The following is a 21,963-nucleotide window of genomic DNA, read 5'->3' as shown; positions in this document are numbered from 1 at the left end:
GCCCGGGTATGCGTCCGTACGCCTCCGCCCCACCCCGCCGCACCACCGTCCGCCTGTCCCTCCTCCTCGCCGCCCTCCTCGCGCTCGTCGGCGGCCTCCTCCTCGCCCGGCCGGACCGGGCCGGGGCCGCCGTCGACCCGCTGATCTCCGGCGGCAGGCCCGTCACCTCCTCCTCGATCGAGGACGCGACCTTCGTCCCCGAGAAGGCCGTCGACGGCGATCCCGCCACCCGGTGGGCCAGCGCCGAGGGCATCGACCCCCAGTGGATCCGCGTCGACCTCGGCCCGTCGGCGAGCGTCTCCCGCGTCCGCCTCGTCTGGGAGGTCGCCTACGCCAAGGCCTACCGCGTCGAGATCTCCGCCGACGGCGTCGCCTGGACCCGCCTCGTGACCGAGACCGCGGGCAACGGCGGCACCGACGACTGGACCGGCCTCACCGGCCAGGGCCGTTACCTGCGCGTGTACGGGACCACGCGCGGCACGCCGTACGGCTACTCCCTCTGGGAACTGGAGGTCTACGGCACCCCGGGCACCACCACCCCGCCCACCGGCGCCTTCAGCGTCGTCGCCGCCGGTGACATCGCCGCGCAGTGCACCGCCTCCAGCAGTTCCTGCGCCCACCCGAAGACAGCCGCCCTCGCCCAGCGGCTCGCCCCCGCCTTCTACCTGACGATGGGCGACAACCAGTACGACGACGCCCTGCTCTCCGACTTCCGCGCCTACTACGACAAGACCTGGGGCGCCTTCAAGGCGAAGACCCGGCCCGTCCCCGGCAACCACGAGACGTACGACCCGGCCGGACCGCTCGCCGGGTACAAGGCGTACTTCGGCGCCCTCGCCTACCCGCAGGGCAAGCCGTACTACAGCTACGACCACGGCAACTGGCACTTCGTCGCCCTCGACTCCAACTCCTTCGACGACCCCGCCCAGATCCAGTGGCTCAAGGACGACCTCGCCCGGAACACCAAGGGCTGCATCGCCGCCTACTTCCACCACCCGCTGTACTCCTCCGGCGGCCACGGCAACGACCCCGTCTCCCGGCCCGTCTGGCGCATCCTCTACGGCGCCAAGGCCGACCTCGTCCTGAACGGCCACGACCACCACTACGAGCGGTTCGCCCCGCAGGACCCGGACGGGCGCGCCACCTCCGACGGCATCGTCGAGATCGTCGGCGGCATGGGCGGCGCCGAACCGTACGCCATCGAGACGGTCCAGCCCAACAGCCAGAAGCGGATCAGCGGACCGTACGGCGTGCTCAAGCTGAACCTCACCGACACCACCTTCAACTGGCAGTACGTCGGCACCGACGACCAGGTGAAGGACACCGGCCCGACCTACACCTGCCACTGATGTACCTCGCGACCACCGGTCGCCGCGACGCGCCGCCCACCCCCTCCGGGGTGCGGCGGCGCGTCCCCGGCACCGTCCTCGTGCTGGGCACGGTCAGCCTCGTCACCGACGTCTCCTCCGAGATGGTCACCGCCGTGCTGCCCCTCTACCTCGTCCTCGGACTCGGCCTGTCCCCGCTCCAGTTCGGGCTCCTCGACGGCCTGTCCACCGGCGCCACCGCGCTCGTCCGGCTCCTCGGCGGCCACACCGCCGACCGCGGCGGCCGCCACAAGGCGGTGGCCGGCCTCGGTTACGCCCTCTCCGCCTGCTCCCGCCTCGGCCTCCTGCTCGCGGGCGGCGCCGCCGGCTGGATCGCGGCCGCGCTCGCCGCCGACCGGCTCGGCAAGGGCGTCCGCACCGCCCCGCGCGACGCCCTGATCACCCTGCACAGCCCTCCGGACCAACTGGGCAGGGCCTTCGGCACGCACCGCGCCATGGACACCACCGGCGCCCTCCTCGGCCCCCTCGCCGCCTTCGCCCTCCTGTGGGCGACGGCCGAGGCGTACGAGGCGGTCTTCGCGGTCAGCCTCTGCGTCGGCGCCTTCGGCGTCCTGCTGTGGGTGCTCCTCGTCCCCGGGCGCCGTGACACGCGGGTCCCTGAACCGCAGCCACGCGCGCGTGGCGGGTTCTTCGCGGTGCTCCGCTCACCCGCGTACCGCAGGACCGTCCTCGGCGCCGCCCTCCTCGGCGCCGCGACCGTCGGCGACTCCTTCCTCTACCTGCTGCTCCAGCAGCGGCTCGACTTCGCCGCCACCTGGTTCCCCTTCCTGCCGCTCGGCGCCGCCTGCGTCTACCTGCTGCTCGCCGTGCCGGCCGGGCGCCTCGCCGACCGCTTCGGGCGGCGGGTGCCCTTCCTGTACGGGCACGGGGCCCTGGTCCTCGCCTACGCGCTGCTCCTCGTGCCCGCCCCCGGAGTGCCCGTGCTCCTCGGCGTCCTCGCCCTGCTCGGGGTCTTCTACGCCGCCACCGACGGCGTCCTGATGGCCCTGGCCGCGCCCCTGCTGCCCGAGGGGCGGCGAGCGGGCGGGCTCGCGCTCGTCCAGACCGCGCAGGCCCTCGCGCGGGTCGGCGCGGCCGTCGCGTTCGGCGCGGCGTGGAGCGCGTACGGGCCCGGGACCGCGCTCGTCGCCGCGCTCCTCACCCTCACCGCCGCCCTGTGCGCCGCCGCCCGCCTGCTGCCCGCCGACCCGAACGAACCCAAGGCCCCGGGCGACCCGCACGAGCCGGGGCTTCCGGTCGGCCCGCAAGCCCCGACAGACCCGCATGCCCCGACAGGCCCGCATGCCCCGACAGACCCGCATGCCCCGACAGGCCCGCATGCCCCGACCGCCCCGCATGCCCCGACCGCCCCGCAAGCTCCGCACCGAGAGGACCGAACCGTGCAGAGGACCGAGTCGTGACCCCGTCCACCGACGCATCCGGCGGGCCGCGCCCGCTCTCCGCGCGCACGCGCGCGTGGATCATCGTCCTCGCCCTGCTCCTCCTCGGCGGCGGGGCCACCGCCTACACCCTGCGCGCGGCCGCCGGCCGGGAGTCCGCCGTCACCGGGACCGCCGACGCCGCCTTCACCCTCGACGCCGGAGCCGGTGCCCTCCACGTCCGTGACTCCGCGACCGGGCGCGTCGCGCGCGTGGACGCGGACGTACCGGGCGGCAGGACCGTCGGCGGCCCCTCCTGCGACCGGTTCCACGCCGCCGGGGGCACCGCTCTCTGCCTGCTGCGCAGGCCGGGGCTGCCGGCCCGGTCGTACGCGATCGTCCTCGACCGGAACCTGCGGGAGGTCCGCAGGATCGCCCTGCCCGGCATCCCCAGCCGCGCCCGGGTCTCCGCGTCCGGCCGGATGCTGGCGTGGACGATGTTCGCCACCGGGGACTCCTACGCCCGCTCGTCCTTCTCCACCCGCACGGGCCTCCTCGACCTGCGGACCGGCTACCTGGTGAAGAACATCGAGCTGATCCCGCTCACCCTCGGCGGCCGGCGCCACCACGCCCCCGACGTCAACTACTGGGGCCTCGGCTTCGCGGCCGACGACAACCGCTTCCACGCCACGGTCTCCACCGAGGGCCGCACCCACCTCGTCGAGGGCGACCTGCGGAACTGGTCGGCGCGGGCCCTCCGGGAGAACGTCGAATGCCCCTCGCTCTCCCCGGACGGCACCCGGATCGCCTTCAAGAAGCGCGTGACCGACGGACCGCGCGACCCCTGGCGGCTGTACGTGTACGACCTGCGGACCGGCCGCGAGCACCCCGTCGCGGAGCGGCGCGGCTTCGACGACCAGGCGCTCTGGACGGACCGGGACACGCTCGCCTACGGGCTCGGGGGCGGGGTGTGGTCGGTCCCCGCCGACGGCAGCGGAACCCCGCGGCTCCTGGCCGCCGGCGCGAGCTCCCCGGCACTGCCGGACCCGTCCTGACCGCCTTCCGGACCCGTCCTGACCGCCCTCCCGGGCCCGTTCTGACCGGCCGAGCGCGCCGGCCCGTGTGTCAGGCCGTGTCCTTCGGGGCGGACCCGCGGAAGGTGTGCCGGAGCACGAGGGCCGCCATCGGCAGGAGCAGGCACGCGGCGATCGCGTTGAGCGGCCCGTACCCGGCCTCGGAGACGATCAGACCGGCCGCCAGGCCGCCGAGTCCCGCCGCGGTGTTCATGATGAAGTCGGAGAGGCCCTGGACCGCGGCCCGCGCGGCCTGCGGCACCGAGTCCGTGAGCAGCGCGGAGCCGGAGACGAGCCCCGCCGACCAGCCGAGGCCGAGGACGAAGAGGCCGAGCGCCGTCCGGCTGTGGCTGGCCCCGGCCGTGCCCGCGAGCAGCGCCGCGACGGCGATGAGCCCGACCGCCAGACCGATCACCGCCGGCCGGCCGAGCCGGTCGGTGAGCCAGCCCATCACCGGCGAGAAGGCGTACATGCCGGCGATGTGGCCGCTGATCACGAGCCCGATCAGCTGGATGTCCGCGCCGTGATGGGTGAGCGACACGGGGGTCATCGACATGATCGACACCATGGCCGTGTGCGAGCCCGCGATCGTGACGAGCGCGAGCCGGGCCTGCGACGACTCCCGCACGGCCCGCAGGCCCGCCCGAAGCGAGCGGCTCTCCGGCTCCGCGCCGGGCGTCTCCGCGTCCGCGAGGGCGCGGGCGGTGAGCAGCGGGTCCGGCCGCAGCAGCACCGCCACCACGGCGGCGGAGAGCAGGAAGACTCCGGCGGCCCAGACGAAGGGGCCGGCCGTGACGGGGATGCCGAGACCCGCGACGGACCGCCCCGCGGGCGCGGCGATGTTCGGCCCCAGGACGGCCCCGATGGTGGTCGCCCACACCACGGTGGAGATGGCCCGCGCCCTGCGGTCCGGTTCGGCCAGGTCGGCGGCGGCGAAGCGGGCCGCGAGATTGGCCGAGGACCCGGCGCCGAAGCCGACGAGTCCGACGAGCAGCAGGGGGAAGCTCCCGAGGACCGCGCCGAGCACCGCCACCCCGGCGCCGAGCGCGCCGATGAGATAGGCCAGGACCAGTCCCGCCCGGCGCCCCCGGCGGGCCATCAGGGCGGCCAGCGGCATCGCGAGCAGCGCGGGCCCCGCGACCGTCGCCGTGGACGCGAGCCCGGAGAGGGCCTCCGTGCCGCTGACGTCCGTGGCGAGGACGGCGGCGAGCGCCACGCCGGTGGCGATGCCGAGGCCCCCGAGGATCTGGGTGGCGATCAGCACGGCCTGCACGCGCCGCCGCAGTCCGGGCAGTTCGGCGGGCCCGACCGGGGCGGGCATCGCGACGGAGAGAGTGGCGTCAGGGGCATCGGGCGTCTTGGTCACTTACGTGAGTGTGCCAGCCGCCCCCAGATCTGGGAACGGCTTCTCGACGCCGCGAACGCACCTTCGACGGACCGGCTCACCGTCCCCCGGAACCCGCGCCCACCGACCCCCCCCGGAGCCCGGGCCGTCATGGACCGCTCAGAACAGCGGCTCGGGCAGCACGCCCTCCAGGGCGAGCAGCTTGCGCTTCGTCTCCAGACCGCCCCCGAACCCCCCGAGCCCGCCGTCGCTCTCCACCACCCGGTGGCAGGGCACGACCACGGGCAGCGGATTGGCGCCCATCGCCGCGCCGACCGCCTGGGAGGCCCCCGGCTGTCCCACGCGCCGCGCCAGGTCCCCGTACCCCACCACCGTGCCGTACGGGACACCCGTCGCCAGCTCGCGCAGCACCTGCCGGTTGAAGCCGGTCGTGAGGGACCAGTCCAGCGGCACGTCGACGTCGCGCGGCTCGCCCGCGAAGTAGCGGGCGAGCCGGCGTATCGGCTCGGCGAGGCGGCCGGTGGCGCTCTCCACCGGCTCCGCGCCGAGCCGCTCCGCCAGCCGGCCGGGCAGCCGGACCCGCCGCGCCGCGTCGGCGTGGAACTCGACCCGCACCAGCCCGCGCGCGGTCGCGGCGAGGAACAGCGGCCCGATGCCGCTCTCCACGACGGTCCACTCCACCGTTTCGATGTCCATGCGCTCACCGTACGACCCGCCACCGACAGTTCCGCCCCGGCGGATCGCCCTCGGCCGATCGCCCCCGCCCGCCGCCACCCGGGTCGCCCGCCGCCACCCGGGTCACGGACCGGTCTCGCTCCGGTCTCACCCCCGGAAATTCCCCGGTCACGTGCTCGCCGGGGGGTGCGCGCGCCATAATCTCGCCCGGTAGTACTACCCAGCGGTACCGACTGTTTTCGGACGACGTTGCACCAGGGGTGGGAGGGCACGCGCTCATGCAGGGCACGGTCGACGGATTCAGCTACGGGCTCGTCACGCCGGTGGCCGCCTTTCTCATGGCCTGCCTCGGCGGAGCTCTCGGCCTGCGGTGCACCACCCGGTCGCTGCGCCACGACGAGACCTTCAAGGCCGGCTGGCTCGCCCTCGGGGCCACCTCCATCGGCACCGGCATCTGGACCATGCACTTCATCGCCATGATGGGCTTCTCGGTCCAGCAGGCGCCCATCAGCTACGACCGCCCCCTCACCTTCGCCAGCCTCGGCGTCGCCGTCGTCATGGTCGGCATCGGCATCTTCATCGTGGGATACCGGGGAGCGACCGCCCTCACCCTCGTCACCGGCGGCACCATCACCGGGCTCGGCATCGCCACCATGCACTACCTCGGCATGGCCGGGATGCGCCTCCCCGGCCGGATCGAGTACGACACCCTCACCGTCGCCCTCTCCGTGGTCATCGCCGTCGTCTCGGCCACCGCGGCCCTGTGGGCCGCCGTCTCCGTCCATGGATTTCTGGCCAGCCTCGGCGCCAGCCTCGTCATGGGCGTCGCCGTCAGTGGTATGCACTACACGGCCATGGCCGCCGTCCACGTCCGGATCCACCATGCCGAGGCCCCCGGCACCGGGGACACCGCCACCTCGCTGCTCCTGCCGATGCTGATCGGCCCCGCCGTCTTCCTCATCCTCGCCGCCGTCGTCGTCATGTTCGACCCGCTGCTCGTCATGGGCGACCCCGACTGGCAGCGCCCCTCCCCGCGGCCCGTGCACCGCCCCGGCGTCCCCGCCCCGCGCCACGTCCCCAGCTACGGCGAGCCCGCGAACTGGACCGCCCGGCCCGCAGGGCGCGCCGCGCGGCGGAGCGTTCCCCGGGGCGGCCACCGCTCCCAGGACTGGTAGCTGGCCCTCCGGAGCCCGCCCCGCGACGGCCGCCGCTCCGGGCTCCGGACCGATCGGCGCCCGACTGTCGGTGCGGGGTCGTACGGTGGTTGCATGCGGCCCGTTTCCAAGATCGAACGTTCGGTGGCGCCCTTCGAGGTCGTCAGCCCCTTCCAGCCCAGCGGCGACCAGCCCGCGGCCATCGCCGACCTCGAGCGGCGCATCCGCGCGGGCGAGAAGGACGTCGTCCTCCTCGGCGCCACGGGCACCGGCAAGTCGGCCACCACCGCGTGGATGATCGAGAAGCTCCAGCGCCCCACCCTGGTGATGGCGCCGAACAAGACGCTGGCCGCCCAGCTGGCGAACGAGTTCCGCGAGCTCCTGCCGAACAACGCGGTCGAGTACTTCGTCTCGTACTACGACTACTACCAGCCCGAGGCGTACGTCCCCCAGTCGGACACCTACATCGAGAAGGACTCCTCGATCAACGAGGAGGTCGAGCGGCTGCGCCACTCCGCCACGAACTCGCTGCTCACCCGCAGGGACGTCGTCGTGGTCGCCTCCGTCTCCTGCATCTACGGCCTCGGCACGCCCCAGGAGTACGTGGACCGGATGGTCCCGCTCAAGGTCGGCGAGGAGATCGACCGCGACCAGCTGCTCCGCCGCTTCGTCGACATCCAGTACACCCGCAACGACCTGGCCTTCACCCGGGGCACCTTCCGGGTCCGCGGCGACACCATCGAGATCTTCCCGGTCTACGAGGAGCTCGCCGTCCGCATCGAGATGTTCGGCGACGAGATCGAGGCCCTCTCCACGCTGCACCCGCTCACCGGCGAGGTCATCAGCGACGACACCGAGCTGTACGTCTTCCCCGCCAGCCACTACGTCGCCGGCCCCGAGCGCATGGAGCGGGCCGTCAACGACATCGAGCGGGAGCTGGAGAGCCGCCTCGCCGAGCTGGACAAGCAGGGCAAGCACCTGGAGTCCCAGCGGCTGCGCATGCGGACGACGTACGACATCGAGATGATGCGCCAGATCGGCTCCTGCTCCGGCATCGAGAACTACTCGATGCACTTCGACGGCCGCGAGCCCGGCTCCGCGCCCAACACCCTCCTCGACTACTTCCCCGAGGACTTCCTGCTCGTCATCGACGAGTCGCACGTCACCGTGCCGCAGATCGGCGCCATGTACGAGGGCGACGCCTCCCGCAAGCGCACCCTCGTCGACCACGGCTTCCGGCTCCCCTCCGCCCTCGACAACCGTCCGCTGAAGTGGGAGGAGTTCCAGGAGCGCATCGGCCAGACCGTCTACCTCTCCGCCACCCCCGGCACCTACGAGCTCTCCCGCGGCGACGGCTTCGTCGAGCAGATCATCCGCCCGACCGGCCTCGTCGACCCCGAGGTCGTCGTCAAGCCGACCGAGGGCCAGATCGACGACCTCGTCCACGAGATCCGGCTGCGCACCGAGCGGGACGAGCGCGTCCTCGTCACCACCCTCACCAAGAAGATGGCCGAGGACCTCACCGACTACTTCCTGGAGCTCGGCATCCAGGTCCGCTACCTGCACAGCGACGTCGACACCCTGCGCCGCATCGAGCTGCTGCGCGAGCTGCGCTCCGGCGAGTACGACGTCCTCGTCGGCATCAACCTCCTCCGGGAGGGCCTCGACCTGCCCGAGGTGTCGCTCGTCGCCATCCTCGACGCCGACAAGCAGGGCTTCCTGCGCTCCGGGACCTCGCTCATCCAGACGATCGGCCGCGCCGCCCGAAACGTCTCCGGCCAGGTCCACATGTACGCGGACACCATCACGCCGGCGATGGCGCAGGCCATCGACGAGACCAACCGGCGCCGAGAGAAGCAGGTCGCGTACAACACGGCGAACGGCATCGACCCGCAGCCGCTCCGCAAGAAGATCAACGACATCGTCGCCACCATCGCCCGTGAGGAGATCGACACCGAGGAGCTGCTCGGCACCGGCTACCGCCAGGCGAAGGACGGCAAGGGCGCGAAGGCACCCGTCCCCTCGCTCGCCGCGCACGCCCCGGCCGGCAAGGCGGGCAAGCGGACCGGGTCCGGCTCCACGGTCGAGCTCGGCGACCGTCCCGCCACCCAACTGGCCGCCCTGATCGAGGAGATGACCGACCGGATGCGCGCGGCCGCCGCGGAGCTGCAGTTCGAGGTGGCGGCCCGGCTCCGCGACGAAGTGGGAGAGCTGAAGAAGGAGTTGCGCCAGATGAAGGAGGCGGGCCTCGCCTGACGCCGGGCGGTCCGGTGTGTTGCAAGACCGACACAAATCCGGACCGCGCCACCGCGTTGTCAGTGCCTCTGCGTAGGGTGCTGCACAGCCGCACGCACACGACAGCGGGCGCGGGGAACGCAACGAGAGGGGCAAGCGCGTGACGGTCAACATGACCAAGGGTCAGGCCATCAGCCTGGAGAAGCAGGGCGGGGGCAGCCTCAGCCAGGTGCGGATGGGGCTCGGCTGGCAGGCGGCACCGCGCCGCGGCCTCTTCGGGTCGCGCACGCGCGAGATCGACCTGGACGCCTCGGCCGTCCTCTTCGCCGACAAGCAGCCGGTGGACGTGGTCTTCTTCCGTCACCTGGTCAGCGACGACGGCTCCGTGCGGCACACCGGCGACAACCTCGTCGGCGGTGTCGGCCAGGGCGGCGACGACGAGGCGATCCTCGTCGACCTCCAGCGGGTCCCGGTCCACATCGACACGATCGTCTTCACGGTGAACTCCTTCACCGGCCAGACGTTCCAGGAGGTGCAGAACGCGTTCTGCCGTCTCGTCGACGAGACGAACGGCCAGGAGCTCGCGCGCTACACCCTCGACGGCGGCGGCCAGTACACCGCGCAGATCATGGCGAAGGTGCACCGGGCCGGTTCCGGCTGGCAGATGACCGCCCTGGGCAACCCGGCCAACGGCCGCACGTTCCAGGACCTGATGCCCGCGATCCTGCCGCACCTGTAGACCGGCGGCACGGACGCACCCACAGCTCCCGGCGGCGAGAGGCCACCGGGAGCTGTCCCACATGATCAACCCCGATCCACGCGGGGACACGCCGAGGGGAACGAGTCGATGACGGCCGAGCTGGTCCGGGGGCAGAACCACCCCCTGCCCGACACCCGACTGGAGATCCGGGTGTCGGCCGGACATCCGGTGGTCGCCGGAGCCACCCTCGGCGACGAGCGGGGCAGGGTCACGGACGCCGCCCGCGTCGCCCACCCCGGCGCGCCCGTCCTGCCGGGCGTCGAGGTCCCGTCCCGGGCCGCCGCCGAGCACCGCGTCGCCGTCGACCTGGACGCCCTCCCCGACACCGTCCACCGGCTCTCGCTCCTCCTGGTGCTGCCGGCCGGCACGGGCGGCCCGACCCGGTTCGGCGCCGCCGCCGCGCCGCACGTCTCCGTCGTCGGCCCGCAGGGCACGCCGGTCGCCGAGTACACCGTCACGGACCTGGACCGCGAGTCCGCGGTCGTCGCCCTGGAGCTGTACCGGCGCCAGGGCGCCTGGAAGGTCCGCGCGATAGGCCAGGGGTACGAGGGCGGGCTCGCCGCCCTCCTCGCCGACCAGGGCCTGGAGCGGTCCGCCGAGCTCGCGGGCGAGGCCCTCGACGCCGCCGCCCGCGCCACGGCGCCCGCCGTCTCCACCGTGCCCCCGATCCCCGCGGTCACCGCGCCGCCGTCGCGGCTCCCCGAGCCGGAGCACGCCCTGCGGACGACGCCGGAGACCGCGGGTCCGGAGCCCGTCGCCCCGGACCTCCCCGCCCCGCAGGACGCCACCGCGAACACGGTCGCCGCCCCCGGCACGGGCACGGCGGCCCCGAGCCCGAGCGGAACCGGCAGCGGCTCCGGCACCGGCAGCGGCGCCGACAGCGGGACGACGGGCGGCCCCATCAGCTACACACATCCGCGCCGCCGCCCGAAGGCCCCCGAGCCCGAGCCCGCGGCCACCACCACCGCCGCCGCCGCCGCGCCCGGCCCGTCGTCCTTCCCGACCCCCGTCGCAGGGGACGCGGCGGGCTGGTCCATGGACGAGCGGCTCTACAACCAGGTGTGGGGGATGTTCGAGGACCTCTCCCGCGCGGCCGCCGCCTACCGCAGCGCCTGCGACTTCGCGGAGAACCGGCTCGACCGCGAACTCGACGAGACGCTCTCCGACTACCGGGGCCGGGTCGACGGCGCGAACGACGCCGCGCGGGCCGCCGCCCGCGCCCGGCACGACGAGCTGGTGGCCCGCGCCCAGGAAGTCCTGGACCGGGACCTCGGCCAGCTCGCCGCCGAGTCCGAGGTCGTCGAACCGGCCCTGCCGGCCGCGTACGCCCGCTGGGACAACCCCGTCTGGCACGCCTACCGCGCACCGACCGAGCAGCCGATGGCCGTCCGCCTCGGCGACCTGCACCTCCCCGAGCGCACCGAGCTGCGGATCCCGCTGCTGGTCAGGCTCCCGCTGGAGCGCGGCATCTGGGTGGACAGCGGCCGCGGACACTCCGCGGCGGCCGCTCTCCTCGACGAGGCCGAGCTGCGGCGGCTCGCCCTGGACGCGGCCGTGTCGCACACGGCCCGGCTCCTCGCCGCCCACCCGGCGGGTGACTTCGCCGTCCATGTGATCGACGCGGCGGGCTCCGGCGCCGCCGCCCTGGCGCCGCTCGTGGAGACCGGGGTGCTCGCCGCGCCCCCGGCCCGGGGTGCCGCCGGGGTGTCGGCGGTCCTGGCCCAGCTGACGGAGCGGGTCGACCTCCTCCAGATGGCGGTGCGGGGCGGGGCGTCCGACGCCCTGCCGCCCGGCCTGGACACCGCCCGCCAGTTGCTGATCGTGCACGACTTCCCGCACGGCTTCGACGACCGGGCGGTCACCCGGCTCCGCTACCTCGCCGACGAGGGCCCCTCCGTCGGCGTCCACCTGCTGATGGTGGCGGACCGGGAGGACGCGGCCGCGTACGGTCCGGTGCTCGACCCGCTGTGGCGGTCGCTGCTGCGGCTCACCCCGGTCGCCGACGACCACCTCGCCGATCCCTGGGTGGGCCACGCGTGGACGTACGAGCCGCCGGTGCTTCCGCCGGGCAGCGCGGTCCTCCGCCGGGTCCTCGCACAGGTGGCCGACGCCCGTCGCCAGAACGGGGTCTGACCTGGGCTTTTGGGGGCCCTTTACCCTGCTCTTTACCTTCTCTTGGTTCTTCGGGTAGTCTTCTGAGTGCGGAGGGGAGTACTCCCCATTGCGCGGCGTTCCCGTCAATACGGACGGATCAGGTGATCCGATCCCGGGGCGTCGGCCCGGCGGCGGCTCGTCCCCGACCGGGTGGAAGAGACCTCCGGCAGCGACGACGCTGATCAGTAGCCGTACGACGCCGGAGGCGCAGTGGACGTTTCAATGACCATGTGGGTGCTGACCATTCTCGGTCTGTGTGCCCTGATCGGTGCCGACTTCTTCATCGGGCGCAAACCCCATGACGTGTCGGTCAAGGAAGCCGGAATCTGGACCGTCGTCTGGATCGTCCTCGCCGTGCTCTTCGGCGTCGGGCTGATGTTCTTCGGCACCAGCCAGGCCGCGGGCGAGTTCTTCGCCGGATACATCACGGAGAAGTCGCTCAGCGTCGACAACCTCTTCGTCTTCGTCCTGATCATGGCGAAGTTCGCGGTGCCGACCCACCTCCAGCAGCGCGTCCTGCTCATCGGCGTCCTGATCGCCCTGGTGCTCCGCGCGATCTTCATCGCCGCCGGCGCCGCGATCATCGCCAGCTTCTCCTGGGTCTTCTACATCTTCGGCGCGTTCCTGATCTACACCGCCTGGAAGCTCATCCAGGAGGCGCGCTCCGACGAGGAGGAGGACGACTTCGAGGAGAACCGTCTCCTCAAGTCCGTCGAGAAGAAGTTCGGCGTCGCCGACCGCTACCACGGCACCAAGCTGTTCATCCGGGTCAACGGCAAGCGGGTGCTGACGCCGCTGATGGTCGTCATGCTCGCCATCGGCACCACCGACGTCCTCTTCGCCCTCGACTCCATCCCGGCGATCTTCGGCCTGACCCAGGACCCGTACATCGTCTTCACCGCCAACGCCTTCGCCCTCATGGGTCTGCGCCAGCTGTACTTCCTGATCGGCGGCCTGCTCAAGAAGCTGGTCCACCTCAGCTACGGCCTGTCGGTGATCCTCGGCTTCATCGGCGTCAAGCTGGTGCTGCACGCCCTCCACGAGTCCGGGGTGCACGTCCCCGAGATCTCCATCCCGTTCTCGCTCACCGTCATCTGCGGCGTCCTGATCGTCACCACGATCACCAGCCTCATCGCCTCCAAGCGGCAGGCGCAGCGGGACGCGGCCACGCCGGCCGCCGGAACCGCCGAGAAGGACAGCGTCGACGCCTGACGCGTCCGCTCGCACGGCGACGGCCGGCCGGGGAACCCCCTCGGCCGGCCGTCGCCGTGTGCGTGCCCGCCGCCGGTCAGGCGGCCGCGCCCTCCACCGCCTCCGTGCGGTGCGGTGCCGTCTCCGGCAGCAGCGCGAAGCAGCCCAGGCTCACCAGGGCCACCACCGTCAGATAGGCCGCCACGCCCCAGGGCGGCCCCGACCCGCCGTCCGACAGGGCGGTGGCGACGATCGGCGTCAGCGCGCCGCCCAGGACCCCCGCGAGGTTGTAGCCGACCGCCGCGCCCGTACAGCGCACCCGGGGCTCGTACAGCTCCGGAAGGTACGCGGCCACCACGGCGAACATCGTGCTGAAGGCCAGCAGCGACCCCAGGAACCCGAGGAACATCAGCAGCGGCTGCCCGGTGTGCAACAGCGCCACCAGCGGGAACATCCACAGCGCCGAGGCCGCGCACCCCGCCAGGCAGAGAGGGCGGCGGCCCCACCGGTCGGCCAGCATCGCGAAGAACGGCGTGGCCGCGCCCTTGATCGCCACCGCCGCCATCACGCAGGTCAGCATCACCGTGCTGCTCACCCCGAGCCGCTCGGTGCCGTAGGCCAGGGCCCAGGTGGAGACCGTGTAGAAGACCGCGTAGCCGACCGCGAGGGCTCCGGCGGTGAGCAGCACCAGCCGCCAGTGGCCGCGCGCCACCTCGGCGAGGGGCGCGCTCGCCCGCCGCCCGGACGCGGACAGCTCCTCGAACTGCGGGGTCTCCGCGAGCGAGGACCGCAGCAGCAGCCCGCCCGCCGCGAGGACCCCGGCGCACCAGAACGGCACCCGCCAGCCCCACGAGCGGAACTCCGCGTCGCTCAGCCCGGCCGAGAGCGCCAGCATCACCCCGTTGGCGAGGAGGAAGCCGACGGCGGGGCCGACCTGCGGGAAGCTCGACCACAGGGCCCGCCGGTGCGCGGGTGCGTGCTCGGCGGTGAGCAGCACCGCGCCGCCCCACTCGCCGCCCAGGCCGAGCCCCTGGAGGAAGCGCAGCGCGAGCAGCAGGAACGGCGCGGCGATGCCGAGCGTGTCGTACGTGGGGACGCAGCCGACCGCGACCGTGGCGCAGCCCGTCAGCAGCAGCGAGGCGAACAGCACGGGCCGCCGCCCGTACCGGTCGCCGACGTGGCCGAAGAGGACGGAGCCCATGGGGCGGGCGAGGAAGCCGACGGCGAAGGTGCCGAAGGCGGCGAGGGTCCCTGCGAGGGGCGAGAACGTCGGGAAGAAGAGCGGTCCGAGGACGAGGGCGGCGGCCGTCCCGTAGACGAAGAAGTCGTAGAACTCGATGGCCGTGCCGACGAGCGAGGCGGTGGCGAGCCGGGTCATGGAGGGGGCCCGGGGCGGCGACGGAGGGTGACTGTGGCGCATGTCGCGCCAACTACCCGGCCGCCGTCCCGGTTACGGGGGCGTGCGGAAGCACGGGCTCGGATGCCGTGCGCCCGGTCCCGTACGCCTCACCAGCCCCGCTCGCGCCACTCCGGGAGGTGCGGACGCTCGTCACCGAGCGTGGTGTCCTTGCCGTGCCCGGGGTAGACCCAGGACTCGTCGGGCAGCGCGTCGAAGAGCTTGGTCTCCACGTCGTGGAGCAGGCTCGCGAAGGCCTCCGGGTCCTTCCAGGTGTTGCCCACGCCGCCGGGGAAGAGGCAGTCCCCGGTGAAGACGTGCGGGTGGCCGTGCGGGTCGTCGTAGATCAGCGCGATCGAGCCCGGGGTGTGCCCGACGAGCCGGCGGGCGGTGAGCTCGACCCGGCCCACCCGGAGGGTGTCGCCGTCCTCGACGAGCACGTCCGTCCCCACGGGGATGCCCTCCGCGTCGTACGCCCCCGCGTACGTCCGCGCGCCGGTGGCGGCGACCACCCGGTCCAGCGCCTGCCAGTGGTCGCCGTGCCGGTGGGTGGTGACGACGGCCGTGATGCCGTCGTCACCGATCAGCGTGAGGAGCGTCTCCGCGTCGTTGGCCGCGTCGATCAGGAGCTGTTCGCCGGTCGCCCGGCAGCGCAGCAGGTACGCGTTGTTGTCCATCGGGCCGACCGCGACCTTCGAGATCATCAGCTCCGACAGCTCGTGCACGTCCGCAGGCCCGCCGACCCTCACCGCTCCGCTGTACGTCATGGCCTCAGACTAGCTCCGCCCACCGACAACCGGCGCTACAGCGCCGGGAGCTGGGGGAGCGGGCCGCCCTTGGTGGTCAGGGCCGAGCCGTCGCGGCGGCCGGCGAGCCAGCCGAGCATCTCGACGGCGGGTCCCGTGACGGCGACGCCGCCCTCCCCGTCCGGGTCGCCGGTCGTCCAGGCGCGGCCGTCGTCCGCCCACAGCGCGATCGGCGGCAGGCCCGTCAGGCCGGTGAAGCGCTCGGTGAGGAAGTCGATCTCCCGCTGCACGAACTCCCCGGGAAGGTCCTCCAGCTCGTAACCGACGCCCAGGTCGACGTGGTGCAGGGCGACCTCGACCCAGCGGCGGAAGGGGATCCGGGAGGCGCTGTCTGTGACGCCGTTGCGCAGCTCGACGGTCCGGCTCCAGTCGGCGGGCGCCGCGCCCACGGCCTGGAAGCGGTCGGCCGTGGCGCGCAGGTCGGCGAGGTGCGCGTCGAGCGGCCGTCCGGCGTCGCGCTCGATGTCGGCGTCACGGGCCTCCGCGCTCGGGTACATGGGCCGGCCCTCCAGGACGTTCACCAGGGCGTCGGCGTTGCGCGCGAGGTGGGCGAGGACGTGGCCCCTGGACCAGCCGGGAAGCCGTGACGGCTCGGCGACGGCCGCGTTGTCCCAGGAGGCGGCGTCGCCCAGCAGCCGCTCGGTCGCCTCGCGTACGGAAGACAGGTCGCTCTCGTGGTCGATCATGGCGCCGACCCTAGCGCCGACCACTCGTTCGGGTGAAGCAGTCGGCGGAGTGCCGGAAATCGAATGTACGTGCTATAGGCTCGGCGGAAGCATCCGGCATCCTTGGTTGTTGGGTGTGTCAGGCACATCCGCTCTCTCAAGAAAGGTGCGGACCGGCGTGGCCGACCGTCTCATCGTTCGTGGCGCTCGCGAGCACAACCTCAAGAACGTCTCGCTCGACCTCCCGCGTGACTCCCTCATCGTCTTCACCGGGCTCTCGGGGTCGGGCAAGTCCTCCCTCGCGTTCGACACGATCTTCGCCGAGGGGCAGCGCCGGTACGTCGAGTCGCTCTCCTCGTACGCACGGCAGTTCCTCGGTCAGATGGACAAGCCGGACGTGGACTTCATCGAGGGTCTCTCGCCCGCCGTCTCCATCGACCAGAAGTCGACCTCGCGCAACCCGCGCTCGACGGTCGGCACCATCACGGAGGTCTACGACTACCTCCGGCTCCTCTTCGCCCGCATCGGCAAGCCGCACTGTCCCGAGTGCCACCGCCCCATCTCGCGCCAGTCGCCGCAGGCGATCGTCGACAAGGTCCTGGAGCTCCCCGAGGGCAGCCGCTTCCAGGTCCTCTCGCCGCTCGTGCGCGAGCGCAAGGGCGAGTTCGTGGACCTCTTCGCCGACCTCCAGACCAAGGGCTACAGCCGCGCCCGGGTCGACGGCGTCACCGTCCAGCTCAGCGAGCCGCCGACGCTGAAGAAGCAGGAGAAGCACACGATCGAGGTGGTCGTCGACCGCCTCACCGTCAAGGACAGCGCCAAGCGCCGCCTCACCGACTCCGTCGAGACCGCCCTCGGGCTCTCCGGCGGCATGGTCGTGCTCGACTTCGTCGACCTCCCCGAGGACGACCCCGAGCGCGAGCGGATGTACTCGGAGCACCTGTACTGCCCGTACGACGACCTCTCCTTCGAGGAGCTGGAGCCGCGCTCCTTCTCCTTCAACTCGCCCTTCGGCGCCTGCCCCGACTGCACCGGCATCGGCACCCGCATGGAGGTCGACCCCGAGCTGATCGTCCCCGACGAGGAGAAGTCGCTCGACGAGGGCGCGATCCACCCCTGGTCGCACGGGCACACCAAGGAGTACTTCGGCCGGATGATCGACGGCCTCGCCCAGGCCCTCGGCTTCCGCACCGACATCCCGTACGCCGGGCTGCCGCAGCGCGCCAAGAAGGCCCTGATGTACGGCCACAAGACCCAGATCGAGGTCCGCTACCGGAACCGGTACGGCCGCGAGCGGGCCTGGACGAGCCCCGCCTTCGAGGGCGCCGTCTCCTTCGTGAAGCGCCGCCACGGCGAGGCCGAGAGCGACTCCAGCCGCGAGCGCTTCGAGGGCTACATGCGCGAGGTGCCCTGCCCCACCTGTGAGGGCAGCCGCCTGAAGCCGATCGTCCTCGCCGTCACGGTCATGGAGAAGTCCATCGCCGAGGTCTCGGCCATGTCGATCAGCGACTGCGCCGAGTTCCTCTCCCGGCTGACCCTCAACGACCGGGACAAGAAGATCGCCGAGCGGGTCCTGAAGGAGGTCAACGAGCGGCTCCGCTTCCTCGTCGACGTCGGCCTCGACTACCTCTCGCTCAACCGCGCCGCGGGCACCCTCTCCGGCGGCGAGGCCCAGCGCATCCGGCTCGCCACCCAGATCGGCTCCGGCCTGGTCGGCGTGCTGTACGTGCTCGACGAGCCGTCCATCGGCCTCCACCAGCGCGACAACCACCGGCTCATCGAGACCCTGGTCCGCCTCCGGGACATGGGCAACACGCTCATCGTCGTCGAGCACGACGAGGACACCATCAAGGTCGCCGACTGGGTCGTCGACATCGGCCCCGGTGCCGGTGAGCACGGCGGCAAGGTCGTCCACTCCGGTTCCCTGAAGGAGCTCCTCGCCAACGAGGAGTCCATGACCGGCCAGTACCTCTCGGGCCGGAAGGCGATCGTCACCCCCGGGACCCGGCGCCCCGTGGACCCCGGCCGCCGGCTCACCGTGCACGGCGCCCGCGAGAACAACCTGCGGGACATCGACGTCTCCTTCCCGCTGGGCGTCCTCACCGCCGTCACCGGCGTCTCCGGCTCCGGCAAGTCGACCCTGGTCAACGACATCCTCTACACGCACCTGGCGCGCGAGCTGAACGGCGCCAAGTCCGTGCCCGGCCGCCACACGCGCGTGGACGGCGACGACCTCGTCGACAAGGTCGTGCACGTCGACCAGTCCCCGATCGGCCGCACCCCCCGGTCGAACCCGGCGACGTACACCGGCGTCTTCGACCACGTCAGGAGGCTCTTCGCCGAGACGATGGAGGCCAAGGTCCGCGGCTACCTGCCCGGCCGGTTCTCCTTCAACGTCAAGGGCGGCCGCTGCGAGAACTGTTCCGGCGACGGCACGATCAAGATCGAGATGAACTTCCTCCCGGACGTCTACGTCCCGTGCGAGGTCTGCCACGGCGCCCGCTACAACCGGGAGACCCTGGAGGTCCACTACAAGGGCAAGTCCATCGCCGAGGTCCTGGACATGCCGATCGAGGAGGCCCTCGACTTCTTCGAGGCCGTCCCCACCATCGCCCGCCACCTGCGCACGCTCACCGAGGTCGGCCTCGGGTACGTCCGGCTCGGCCAGTCGGCGCCGACGCTCTCCGGCGGCGAGGCGCAGCGCGTGAAGCTCGCCTCCGAGCTGCAGAAGCGCTCCACCGGCCGCACGGTCTACGTGCTCGACGAGCCGACGACCGGTCTGCACTTCGAGGACATCTCGAAGCTGATCAAGGTCCTGTCCGGGCTCGTCGACAAGGGGAACTCGGTGATCGTCATCGAGCACAACCTCGACGTCATCAAGACCGCCGACTGGGTCATCGACATGGGCCCCGAGGGCGGCAGCGGCGGCGGCCTGGTCGTCGCCGAGGGCACCCCCGAGGAGGTCGCCTCGGTGTCGCAGAGCCACACGGGCAAGTTCCTCCGCGAGATCCTCGGGGCCGACCGGATCAGCGACGCGGCGGCGACCGTCCCGGCGGCGCGCGGCGCCAGGAAGACGGCGACGACGGCGAAGTCGGTCGCGAAGAAGGCTCCGGCCAAGAAGGCCGCGGCGAGCAAGACCGCCGGGAGCAAGGCCGTCGCGGCGAGCAGGACGGCGGCCTCCAAGACCGCCGCCTCCAAGACGGCGTCCAAGACGGCTGCCAAGAAGGCCACCGGCCGGACCCGCAAGGCCTGACCGGCTCCCGTCGGCGGCGACTCCGGACCGGTCCGTCGGCACGGGTCCGAAGCCGGTCCGCCGGCATCGGCCCGAAGCCGCCCGGGCCCCGGCCCGTACCGGCTCCCACCGGTCCGGACGGGCCGCGCGGCGCGGCACGAGGGGCGTCCCCACCAGAGGCGCCCCTCGCGTCCCTCCGGCGGCGGGCGGCGACAGGCCCGCCCGAATGCACACGAAACCCCGCCGGTATCGTCGACGCGGAGACCCCGTACCCCCAGCCCACCGTGGAGCGCTCAATGTCCGGCCAGTCCACCCGTCGCACCGTCCTGAAAGGCGCCGCCCTCGCCGGTGCCGCCGGGCTGGGAGTCGCCGCCTGCTCCACCGAGTCGAACCTCGGCCACGCCCAGGTCCCGACCCCGACCGCGCCCGTCACCCTCGGCTCCCCGGACGAGGTCCCCGTCGGCGGCTCCAAGCTCTACCGCGAGCAGCGGCTCCTGGTGAGCTGCCCGGCCAAGGGCCAGTACAAGGCGTTCAGCGCCCAGTGCACCCACGCGGGCTGCGTCCTCGACAAGATCGAGGACAACGAGGGCAACTGCCCCTGCCACGGCAGCCGCTTCGACACCACCACCGGAAAGGCGCTCAAGGGCCCCGCCACGGTCCCGCTCCCCGAGGTCGCCGTCCGCGTCGAGAACGGCCGACTGGTCGCGGGCCCCGAGGCCTGAGCCCCCCGTCGTCCGCTCCGCGGCGTCAGGACCAGTCCCAGTCGATCCCCAGGATCCCCGGACGAACCCCCTGCTCCACGAGGTGGACCGTACGGTGCCGGCCGCTCAGCGTCAGGTCCGTACGGCCCCCGCGCGGCGCACCCGCCGACGCCTGCGCGAACCTCCGGCACCGCACCGGAAGGGCCGCCTCGTCGAACCGGACCTGGAGCACGTACTGCCCGCCCGCGAAGCTGAAGCCGCGCACGTACTCCCTGCTCGCCCCGGCCGTGCCGTCGTCGAACCCGTACGAGAACAGATGCGTGTCCCCGGCCCGCAGCCGCGCGTCGAACAGCAGCTCCACCACCAGCACCCCCGTCCCGGCGTGCCACCGCACCCGCCCGGTCCGGCAGTTCTCCTCCGCCCGCACCACCACCCGTGACGGATCACAGCCCGGATCCCCGTGATGGACGGCCACATAGCGGTCCACGCCGTCCCGGTGCGCCCGCACCAGCTGCTGCGAGTCCCGCGCCGCCAGCTCCCGGCCCGCCCCGATCCGTACCCGCTCGTGGTGTCCCACCGTGTGCAGCCCGCCGTCGGCCGGGCTCTCCAGGCCGGCGAGCAGTTCCTCGACCGCCCCCGACGCCTCCACCAGCGAGCGGTACGAGCGGCCCGCCGGGCGCTCCACCTCGGCCCGCGCGGCCGTGTCCTCCGTGAGCAGCCGCAGCAGCGAGTTCCCCGGCAGCTGGAGCACCTCCTCGAGGGCCCGCACGGCCTTCAACGACTCCGGACGCTGCGGCCGCCGCGCCCCCTGCTGCCAGTAGCTGAGTGACGTCACCCCGACCTTGACGCCCCGGTGCGCGAGATGGTGCTGGACCCGCTGGAGCGGCAGCCCGCGCACCGCCAGCGCGGTGCGCAGCGCCAGATGGAAGGGGCCGGTGTGCAGCAGCTGTGCCAGATCGGCCTCGGTGTGGCTCACGAGGACTCCTCGGTGAACATTCACGACGGGGCGGCGGGCGCGGGCGCCGCCGGGGACGGGCGGGCAGGTGGGGCAGGGGCGCCCGTTCACACCCGGGTCGCACCGTTCACAGCCCGATGTCACCCCGCATTGAAGCGTGTTGACCCGCCGCCGACAACGCCCGATGCTCCGACCAGCGTCCGGACGCGCTCCTCCACCCCCCACACCCCATCCCCACCCCCCACTTCGGGAGGAACGCGATGCGCAGAAGAAAGCTGTCCCTCGCGGCGACGCTCGCCGCGGCCGCCCTCTTCCTCGTCCCCGCGGCCGCCCCGGCCTCCGCCGAGCCGGGTGCCGCCGTCCCGGGCGTGGACGAGACCACGTCCGCCCTGGCGTACAAGCGGCTGAACATCACCATGCAGGCCCAGCAGAAGACCAACTGGTGCTGGGCCGCTTCCGGCAACACCATCGCCACCTGGTACGGCCGCAGCCACAGCCAGAACCAGTTCTGCAACGCCGCCTTCAACCGGCAGCAGGGCTACGACTGCCCCAACTGGCAGGCCACCCTCGGCAACGTCCAGACCGGGTTGCGGTGGGCGGGCATCAGCCCCGGCTCGTACGTCGACGGCTGGCTGCGCTACTCCACCGTGCAGGCCGAGATCAACGCCGACCGGCCGATCGAGACCCGCATCCAGTGGGCGAGCGGCGGCGGCCACATGCACGTCCTCTACGGCTACGACGACGCCGAGGGCTGGGTGTACTGGGGCGACCCGTGGCCCTCCAGCAACCGCTACAACTGGGCCTCCCACGCCTGGTACGTGAACAACGGCTCCTTCTCCTGGACCCACTCGCTCTACCGGATAGGGGCGTGACCG

The 21,963-nt window shown here is 72.8% G+C and carries 17 protein-coding genes; 11 read left to right on the top strand and 6 right to left on the bottom strand.

All coding sequences use genetic code 11. The features are described from left to right. Window positions 1–8 precede the first annotated feature (8 nt). Genes ACWDVG_RS02160 through ACWDVG_RS02150 form a run of 3 tightly spaced genes read left to right on the top strand, consistent with a single transcriptional unit; the run spans window position 9 to window position 3,801 of the window. Window positions 9–1,349 (top strand): discoidin domain-containing protein, encoded by a 1,341-nt coding sequence (locus tag ACWDVG_RS02160; RefSeq protein ID WP_451695282.1) that lies wholly within the window; start codon window positions 9–11, stop codon window positions 1,347–1,349. After that, a complete protein-coding gene (locus ACWDVG_RS02155) occupies window positions 1,349–2,788 on the top strand; it encodes an MFS transporter (protein ID WP_451695280.1) in 1,440 nt (479 codons plus the stop codon). The genes ACWDVG_RS02160 and ACWDVG_RS02155 overlap by 1 nt, the downstream gene beginning before the upstream one ends. Continuing rightward, window positions 2,785–3,801: a TolB family protein gene (locus tag ACWDVG_RS02150; RefSeq protein WP_451695278.1), complete on the top strand. Its 1,017-nt coding sequence runs from the start codon at window positions 2,785–2,787 to the stop codon at window positions 3,799–3,801. Before ACWDVG_RS02155 ends, ACWDVG_RS02150 begins: the two co-directional genes overlap by 4 nt. Before the next feature lie 70 nt (window positions 3,802–3,871). On the opposite strand, the gene ACWDVG_RS02145 is transcribed toward ACWDVG_RS02150, so the two are convergent. Both ACWDVG_RS02145 and ACWDVG_RS02140 read right to left on the bottom strand, forming a co-directional pair. Continuing rightward, on the bottom strand, window positions 3,872–5,140 hold the full coding sequence (locus ACWDVG_RS02145; RefSeq protein ID WP_451695633.1) for an MFS transporter: 1,269 nt from the start codon (window positions 5,138–5,140) through the stop codon (window positions 3,872–3,874). Between the two features lie 183 nt (window positions 5,141–5,323). Next, window positions 5,324–5,860: a methylated-DNA--[protein]-cysteine S-methyltransferase gene (locus ACWDVG_RS02140; RefSeq protein WP_451695277.1), complete on the bottom strand. Its 537-nt coding sequence runs from the start codon at window positions 5,858–5,860 to the stop codon at window positions 5,324–5,326. A 257-nt stretch (window positions 5,861–6,117) separates the two neighbouring features. Between ACWDVG_RS02140 and ACWDVG_RS02135 the strand changes: the two genes are divergently transcribed. The 5 genes from ACWDVG_RS02135 to ACWDVG_RS02115 all read left to right on the top strand — a co-directional run bounded on the left by ACWDVG_RS02135 (window position 6,118) and on the right by ACWDVG_RS02115 (window position 13,354). After that, entirely contained in the window at window positions 6,118–7,014 is an 897-nt protein-coding gene (locus ACWDVG_RS02135) for an MHYT domain-containing protein (protein ID WP_451695275.1), read from the top strand. A 93-nt stretch (window positions 7,015–7,107) separates the two neighbouring features. After that, window positions 7,108–9,249 (top strand): excinuclease ABC subunit UvrB, encoded by a 2,142-nt coding sequence (gene uvrB, locus ACWDVG_RS02130; protein WP_451695273.1) that lies wholly within the window; start codon window positions 7,108–7,110, stop codon window positions 9,247–9,249. 139 nt (window positions 9,250–9,388) lie between these two features. Next, a complete protein-coding gene (locus ACWDVG_RS02125) occupies window positions 9,389–9,967 on the top strand; it encodes a TerD family protein (protein ID WP_451695271.1) in 579 nt (192 codons plus the stop codon). 108 nt (window positions 9,968–10,075) lie between these two features. Further along, a complete protein-coding gene (locus ACWDVG_RS02120) occupies window positions 10,076–12,121 on the top strand; it encodes a TerD family protein (protein ID WP_451695269.1) in 2,046 nt (681 codons plus the stop codon). A 231-nt stretch (window positions 12,122–12,352) separates the two neighbouring features. Continuing rightward, window positions 12,353–13,354: a TerC family protein gene (locus ACWDVG_RS02115; RefSeq protein ID WP_451695267.1), complete on the top strand. Its 1,002-nt coding sequence runs from the start codon at window positions 12,353–12,355 to the stop codon at window positions 13,352–13,354. Between the two features lie 76 nt (window positions 13,355–13,430). Here the strand turns inward: ACWDVG_RS02115 and ACWDVG_RS02110 are convergent, their stop codons facing one another. From ACWDVG_RS02110 to ACWDVG_RS02100, 3 genes are all read right to left on the bottom strand, one after another. After that, complete coding sequence (locus ACWDVG_RS02110; RefSeq protein ID WP_451695265.1) at window positions 13,431–14,711, bottom strand: MFS transporter; 1,281 nt, start codon at window positions 14,709–14,711, stop codon at window positions 13,431–13,433. Window positions 14,712–14,839: 128 nt separating this feature from the next. Further along, complete coding sequence (locus ACWDVG_RS02105; protein WP_451695263.1) at window positions 14,840–15,496, bottom strand: MBL fold metallo-hydrolase; 657 nt, start codon at window positions 15,494–15,496, stop codon at window positions 14,840–14,842. Window positions 15,497–15,531: 35 nt separating this feature from the next. Next, window positions 15,532–16,221: a maleylpyruvate isomerase family mycothiol-dependent enzyme gene (locus tag ACWDVG_RS02100; protein ID WP_451695261.1), complete on the bottom strand. Its 690-nt coding sequence runs from the start codon at window positions 16,219–16,221 to the stop codon at window positions 15,532–15,534. A 157-nt stretch (window positions 16,222–16,378) separates the two neighbouring features. On the opposite strand from ACWDVG_RS02100, the gene uvrA reads away from it, so the two are divergent. Together uvrA and ACWDVG_RS02090 are read left to right on the top strand one after the other, a co-directional pair. Beyond that, window positions 16,379–19,453: an excinuclease ABC subunit UvrA gene (uvrA, locus tag ACWDVG_RS02095; RefSeq protein WP_451695259.1), complete on the top strand. Its 3,075-nt coding sequence runs from the start codon at window positions 16,379–16,381 to the stop codon at window positions 19,451–19,453. 275 nt (window positions 19,454–19,728) lie between these two features. Then, window positions 19,729–20,154 carry a Rieske (2Fe-2S) protein gene (locus ACWDVG_RS02090; RefSeq protein ID WP_451695257.1) on the top strand — a complete coding sequence of 142 codons (426 nt, stop codon included), beginning with the start codon at window positions 19,729–19,731 and terminating at the stop codon, window positions 20,152–20,154. A gap of 25 nt (window positions 20,155–20,179) precedes the next feature. On the opposite strand, the gene ACWDVG_RS02085 is transcribed toward ACWDVG_RS02090, so the two are convergent. Further along, on the bottom strand, window positions 20,180–21,109 hold the full coding sequence (locus ACWDVG_RS02085) for a hypothetical protein (RefSeq protein WP_451695256.1): 930 nt from the start codon (window positions 21,107–21,109) through the stop codon (window positions 20,180–20,182). A gap of 239 nt (window positions 21,110–21,348) precedes the next feature. Between ACWDVG_RS02085 and ACWDVG_RS02080 the strand changes: the two genes are divergently transcribed. Then, window positions 21,349–21,960: a papain-like cysteine protease family protein gene (locus ACWDVG_RS02080; protein ID WP_451695254.1), complete on the top strand. Its 612-nt coding sequence runs from the start codon at window positions 21,349–21,351 to the stop codon at window positions 21,958–21,960. The last annotated feature ends 3 nt before the right edge of the window (window positions 21,961–21,963 follow it).

This window comes from Streptomyces sp. NPDC003327 (assembly GCF_053589515.1).
This window is presented reverse-complemented; position numbering and strand designations above follow the sequence as displayed.

What these genes read in the sequence shown, in the direction of transcription:
- ACWDVG_RS02110 (WP_451695265.1), bottom strand. Translation starts at nt 14,711, where the DNA reads ATGACCCGGCTCGCCACCGCCTCGCTCGTCGGCACGGCCATCGAGTTC.
- ACWDVG_RS02145 (WP_451695633.1), bottom strand. Translation starts at nt 5,140, where the DNA reads ATGCCCGCCCCGGTCGGGCCCGCCGAACTGCCCGGACTGCGGCGGCGC.
- ACWDVG_RS02135 (WP_451695275.1), top strand. Translation starts at nt 6,118, where the DNA reads ATGCAGGGCACGGTCGACGGATTCAGCTACGGGCTCGTCACGCCGGTG.
- ACWDVG_RS02100 (WP_451695261.1), bottom strand. Translation starts at nt 16,221, where the DNA reads ATGATCGACCACGAGAGCGACCTGTCTTCCGTACGCGAGGCGACCGAG.
- uvrB (WP_451695273.1), top strand. Translation starts at nt 7,108, where the DNA reads ATGCGGCCCGTTTCCAAGATCGAACGTTCGGTGGCGCCCTTCGAGGTC.
- ACWDVG_RS02160 (WP_451695282.1), top strand. Translation starts at nt 9, where the DNA reads ATGCGTCCGTACGCCTCCGCCCCACCCCGCCGCACCACCGTCCGCCTG.
- ACWDVG_RS02080 (WP_451695254.1), top strand. Translation starts at nt 21,349, where the DNA reads ATGCGCAGAAGAAAGCTGTCCCTCGCGGCGACGCTCGCCGCGGCCGCC.
- ACWDVG_RS02120 (WP_451695269.1), top strand. Translation starts at nt 10,076, where the DNA reads ATGACGGCCGAGCTGGTCCGGGGGCAGAACCACCCCCTGCCCGACACC.
- ACWDVG_RS02140 (WP_451695277.1), bottom strand. Translation starts at nt 5,860, where the DNA reads ATGGACATCGAAACGGTGGAGTGGACCGTCGTGGAGAGCGGCATCGGG.
- ACWDVG_RS02105 (WP_451695263.1), bottom strand. Translation starts at nt 15,496, where the DNA reads ATGACGTACAGCGGAGCGGTGAGGGTCGGCGGGCCTGCGGACGTGCAC.
- ACWDVG_RS02155 (WP_451695280.1), top strand. Translation starts at nt 1,349, where the DNA reads ATGTACCTCGCGACCACCGGTCGCCGCGACGCGCCGCCCACCCCCTCC.
- ACWDVG_RS02090 (WP_451695257.1), top strand. Translation starts at nt 19,729, where the DNA reads ATGTCCGGCCAGTCCACCCGTCGCACCGTCCTGAAAGGCGCCGCCCTC.